The organism is Vibrio sp. RE86, assembly GCF_013114545.1.
Lineage (GTDB): Bacteria > Pseudomonadota > Gammaproteobacteria > Enterobacterales > Vibrionaceae > Vibrio.
The window spans coordinates 1-4,827 of sequence record NZ_VTXI01000039.1 but is presented as its reverse complement, the minus strand read 5'-3'; the positions used below and the strand labels follow the sequence as shown (position 1 = coordinate 4,827).

1 protein-coding gene is annotated in these 4,827 nt (G+C 43.6%); it reads left to right on the top strand.

The genetic code is table 11. The features are described from left to right. On the top strand, positions 1-4,686 hold a 4,686-nt coding region (locus tag F0231_RS20400; RefSeq protein WP_171761511.1), incomplete at its 5' end, for a cadherin-like domain-containing protein. Between the last annotated feature and the right edge of the window lie 141 nt (positions 4,687-4,827).

Here is a 4,827-nt window from a genome sequence, read left to right as displayed (position 1 = left end):
AGCGGTCAAGACGATGACACCTATGTGATTGATGAGATGTTTGAGAACCGCGCCGCGGGCGTGGTGGCGGAAGTGGCAGTCTCGGATGAAGACAGCAGCTTAACTTACAGCTTGGACGATGACTTTGATGGTCTGTTTACGATTAACGAGACGACAGGTGCCATCAGCACCACTCGCGTGATTGATGATGCGGAGCTTGGCGACTATACCTTGAGCGTGACGGTATCCGACGGCGAAGGCGGCACGGATACAGCGACGGTGGAGCTGACGTTCAGTAATGAAAACGACGCACCAATCGCGAATGATGATCCAAAATCATTCATACTTTCACTCGGTTTTTATGACTCTAATGGTTCTTGGAGCAACGAAGGCTTAGAAAGTATTGACGCAAGTTTTAATGGTGTCGACACTGGTGTCTCCGACAACAACGAAGACGCTAATAGCGTTGGGATTGGTGTGTCAGATGACGTTAATGGTGGCCCTGCTAACCAAATTCAGTTTAATCGAGATACGGGTGAATCAGAGCAACTAAGCGTTAAATTGGATCAACCAGCTACTGAAGGTAAATTCAAAGTTAGTCATCTTTACTCAAGTGAGGGGGGCTCAAGTGAGCAAGGTAAATGGAGTGCTTACTTTAACGGCATCTTAGTTGCGACTGGGGTCTTCTCCAATGACTCGGGTAGTACAGGCGAATTCACAATTGATACTGATGGATTTGCATTTGATGAGATCGTATTTGAAGCAACAGAGTTTTCTGGTGGTCCCGATAGCTCGGGCCCGAACGGTGACTCCTCAGACTACTACTTGGAAGGTCTTGAAGTTAGCTCAAATGGTGCATTTGCATTCAACGAAGGCGATGTTATTACCATCTCAGTTGCTGATGTTTTAGAAAATGACACCGATGTAGATACTCCTCACGCTGAGTTGTCTATCAAGACGCTTGGTGAACTTACTGATGAAAACGGAGATGCGATTCCTGGCGCAACGGTAGCACTGAGCGCCGATGGTACTCAAATCGAAATTACCGTACCAAATGATTTCAACGGTAAGGTTAAGTTCGGTTATACGATTGAAGACGGTAACTTGGAAAGTAACGTAGCAAACGTAGATATCATTGTTAATCCAGTTAACGATGGGCCAGAAGCTGATACGTTCACAGAAACTACTACAAATGGTTCTGCTTCTATCTCATTTTCTGACTTTACTCGAGACATCGAAGATGACGCAGACGGAGTCGAAACGCAGTTAGTAATCCAAAGCGATCCTATCTTCGGTACTCTGTATTTTGTCGATGAAAATAACGTTAGGACAGAGGTAGTTAAAGGCGACCGGTATGATGATTTAGACAACTTTGAGTATGTGGTTGATGACAATATTGCTGAATCCTTAAGTTTTTCTGCATCAGACTTAGTCTCCAAAATTGATACCACTCACGGGAGTCAATCTATCAGCTATTTCGACACTGGCATTATTACTATTTCAGCCGGTCTATATACTGGAAATCAACCAAGCGGGTCTGACGTTGTTGAAAACCCAGGAGTGTTCTTGAATTATGATGGTAGAGACTCTGAAGATGGATTTGGCGTGTCGACGTCACCAGACGGCGACAGTGAGCTGGAGGTAACTAGCAAAGAATATATTTCTGTCGATTTCAGCCAAACTGGTGCCGACATTACGAATGCTAATATTCATCTAGGTAGTGTATATGCCCATTATGATGCTAATCACTCCGCTCAAGCTGAGATTAATGTTGTAGCTCTGGATGCAGAAGGAAACGTTGTCAATACATTCAGCTTCGATGCGGATGATGGCACGTTGACGATTGACAGTTCCGGTAATGCTACAGTGAACATCAGTCTACCTGATGGCTTCACGGAGGTTCGAGTTTACACGACTCAGAATGGGTCTTCGAACCCAGTAACTAATTCAAATATTACGCTCAAGGGTGTGGATGTTGTAGACGCTAAAGTCTCAGAGTCAATTGACTATATCGCTGTTGACTCAGGAGATTTGTCGAGTGGTACTGCTCAGCTTATTATTGACATCGACTCGATCAAAGAGCCTATGCCTGAGGTCACTTCAACGGCAACTGAGATCATATCTGAAGGCACAGACTTAGGTTCGGTATTCACTGGTACAATTGAGGTTAGTAACGGTGACAATGTCACATTGACAGCACCTGCTGACATATTCACTTCTGGTGAAGAAACGATCGTTTGGTCCACAGCAAATGATGGTCAGACATTGGTTGGTTCGGTTGATAGTGGGCCAGTTATCACCGCAACGGTCACAAATGAAGGCGGATATGAAGTAACTTTGCACCAAGCTATCTACCATGTTAAACCAACTGATGATTTACAAGTAATGATGGACATTGGTGTTTCTGTTAGTAATAGCAGTGGAACAGTAGACGGAACACTATCGGTTCCTATCGCTGATGACGCGCCAAACGCTCATGATATAGCAAACGAAGTTATCGTAGAGACCAAGGAAGGTGCAAACGTCCAGTTAGTACTTGATATATCAGGATCAATGAGTAAAGACTCAGTTACGGGTGAGTATAACGGTAGCAACGATACCCGCCTTCAAGTTATGCAAGATGCGGCGACTCAACTTCTCAATGAGTATCAAAACTTAGGAGATACTCATGTACAGATAGTGTTATTTACCGATGATGATCATACCTCATCCTCAAATTGGTTAACTGTTGAACAGGCAATTGAAATGATCGAAGGCTTGCTCGCTGGAGGTGGCACTCACTATGATGAAGCTTTGGAACAGGCAATGGACGCTTGGTCAGATAACTCTGGTGTGGGTAGATTAGGTGGTAACCCTACTAACGTTAGTTATTTCCTTTCTGATGGCGCTCCAAACTCAGACGGTATGATTGATAGTGGGGAAGAAAGTAATTGGACCCAATTCTTGGAAACCCAAGATATCACAGCGCTAGCTTACGGAATGGGAGAGTCACTTGTAGGTTCTGCAGGCTCCTCATTAAATCAAGTTGCTTATGATGGCCTGGCGGGGAGTGATACAAACTCAGTTATTGTTCCTGATGTTACACAGTTACCTCCAGTATTGCTTCAATCTGTGATTCGGCCATCTACAGGTAATTTAAACACCGATATCGGGCAAATGGGCGCAACGAATGACTTAGGAGCTGATGGTGGTTACGTTTCTGAGATTAAATATGGTGGCCTAACAGTATCGTACGATGGAAATAACGTCTCAGTTTCTGGTAATCAGCAAGGCGTTAGCTCTTTAGTCGAGGGTTCTCAAGTATCCATCTTTATTGATGATAAGCACTCATTAGTGTTTGATATGGATTCGGGCCAATATGAATTTTATGCAGCTTCTGTAAGTAGTGATACTACATTTGATTTTGACTATACACTTAAAGACTTAGATGGAGATACCTCTTCTGCAGACCTAACATTTAACGTGGTAGCACCTCCGCCTCCAGCTTTGGATGCTGACGATGATAGTTCGTCTACGAAAGAGCATACGCCAATATTAATTGATGTTTTAGATAATGATACAGGCTCTTCGTCAATGAGGGTTTCAACAGCAACCCTCACAGACCCAAATAAAGGCGAAGTATCTATAGTCGACGGAAAGGTTCTATTTGTCCCGAGTAATAATGCCTCAGCTGGTGATTTAGTCGAAATTAGCTATACGGTTGTTGATGCTTACGGAAGTACTGATACTGCTTCTGTTACAGTAACTATCGAGGCTAACAGTTCTATCGACAATGAAATCCACAATTATGGAGGTATTAATGACTCACTCTATCTGAGTGGTCTTATTCCTAGTATTAGTGTTCAGAATGGTTCAATAGTTAATCTGAACGGTACTAATTATGGCTTTGGTCAATGGGTATACCCAGCAGCTTTCGGTTCTGACTTAGTATTTACTTACGGCGGAAATGACCATGTAGAAGGTGGGCTTGGCTCTGATGTCATCTATCTTGGAGATTCTGGTAGTGAAAGTGCGACCTCTACGAATTTGAACATAGCTGCTAATTTAATCTCTACTGATGATCTCAGTTACGTTTATCGTGCAACGTATCATGGTGTGTCAGTAGATGATGGCGATTTAGCCTTTACTGCAAGCGCATGGGCTGACGTTGCTCAAGGCGCACAAGGTGATGATGTTATTTTCGGTGAGGCAGGCATTGACCTTATCTTCGGAGGTTCTGGTAACGACTATCTAGATGGTGGTAGTGAGCATGACTTTATTCGAGGGGGAAGTGGTAATGACGTCATTATTGGTGGCGAGGGTGATGACCATATTCGAGGGGATGGTGGTAATGACATCCTTATAGGTGGCCTTGGCAATGACATTCTTACTGGTGATGATGGTGCAGATCTATTCCAATGGTTAGATATGGATACAGCAAACGACACCGTTACCGATTTTGACAGCAGTGAAGGCGATAGACTGGACTTAACTCAGCTGTTTGGTGACATGCAGCAAGATGATATCGAAGACCTACTTTCTAATTTAAGTAGCGGTAGTTCAACAGCAGGTGACTACACAGTTACTGTTGCTGATGAGACAGATGGAGCACAACTAACGGTATCAAATTCGAGCACAAATGAGGTGTTGCAGGTAAACTTCGACAATGCCTCAGCGAATGAGATAATGAATAGTCTTTTAGACAATCTGAATACACTTAAAGACTAAATGTAAAACACCCGAGCATAGCTCGGGTGTTTTTTTAGTTTTCAGCCCTAAACCACCTACTTCAGTAGGTGGTTATCATTCAGTTGGGCTTTGCCTGTAGTTCTACCCATGTTAAATGCTCCCTTGATTTTTAGCGAAGTC